At 67.4% G+C, this 1108-nt stretch carries 2 protein-coding genes; both read left to right on the top strand.

Features of this window, described 5'->3' with window-relative positions:
- Positions 1 to 69: 69 nt before the first annotated feature.
- Positions 70 to 624, top strand: a complete 555-nt coding sequence (locus EOL86_15440; GenBank protein ID NCD26963.1) for a hypothetical protein — start codon at positions 70 to 72, stop codon at positions 622 to 624.
- Positions 621 to 1108 (top strand): DUF927 domain-containing protein (locus EOL86_15435; protein NCD26962.1); only part of this gene is annotated, 488 nt, incomplete at its 3' end. The genes EOL86_15440 and EOL86_15435, both read left to right, overlap by 4 nt.

Below are 1108 nucleotides of genomic sequence, written 5' to 3'. Positions count from 1 at the left end.
CCGAATATCACGGTCTGGAATCATGTCACGGGCGAAACGGGCACATGGTGCGCGGTGGCGCGGGAGGCCATGACCGACACCCAGCGAGCCGCGCTCCATGCGCGGATCGAGCAGGACCGGAAGGCCCGGGAAGCAGACCGTGCCCACCGTCAGGCCCAGGCCGCGACCAAGGCCCGCGCCATCTACGACGCGGCCAGCCTGGACCCGTCCGGCCATCCCTACGCGACCAAAAAGCGCCTTCGATTTCCCGATCTGGTCCGACGCGGCCAATGGCCCCAACGGAAATGGGCGGATGCCCTCCTGATCCCCATATATGATGAGGGCGGCCAGATCCGGACCCTTCAGGCCGTCAATGGCGACGGGACCAAGGATCTACTGGCTGGCGGGCAAAAGCGGGGCTGTTTTTTTCCCGTGGGTAAAATCCGAGGCGCGGCCCGCGTGCTGATCGGCGAGGGGCTGGCGACCGTGGCGGCCGGATGCCTGGCCGTGGACTGCCCCGGCGCCATGGCCATTGACGCGGGGAATCTGGCCCCGGTGGCGGAGATTGTCCGCCGCCTTGCCGCCCCAGGGGCGGACATAATTCTCCTGGCGGATGATGACCGGAGCCAGGAGGCGGCCGCGTGAACACGGGCATACATCACGCCACCGAGGCGGCCCGCATCATCGGCGGCCGCGTTGCCCTGCCCAATCTGGGCAGGAAAGCGGATATGTGGGACGTGTGGGCGATGCACGGGCCGGAAATCACGCGGGAACGCATCCTGGCCGCCACGGCTCCGGAGCCAGTGACCAGCACCACGGCAGACGCCCCCGCCCCGGCACCCACCCCCCCGGAAACGAAACTGCCAGATGGATATTGGCAGTCCGAGCGGGGTCTATTTTTCCAGCCACAGAACCAAGACAAGGAAGGAAACCCACTCCCGCCGATCCGGCTAGGACCGCGCCTCGACATTCTCGCCCGAAGCCGAGATGGCCAGAGCGGCGAATGGGGCCTGCTGGTGGCATGGGTCGATCCGGACGGCGCGGCACACACGTGGTCCATACCCTATTCCCTGCTGGCGGACGCCCGGCAGATATGGGCCACCCTGTCCGCCGGTGGGTATATCCCCGC

Source organism: Deltaproteobacteria bacterium, from assembly GCA_009930495.1.
Classification (GTDB): domain Bacteria; phylum Desulfobacterota; class Desulfovibrionia; order Desulfovibrionales; family Desulfomicrobiaceae; genus Desulfomicrobium.
The sequence above is the reverse complement of the archived record's forward strand: the minus strand, read 5'-3'. Positions and strand labels throughout refer to the sequence as shown.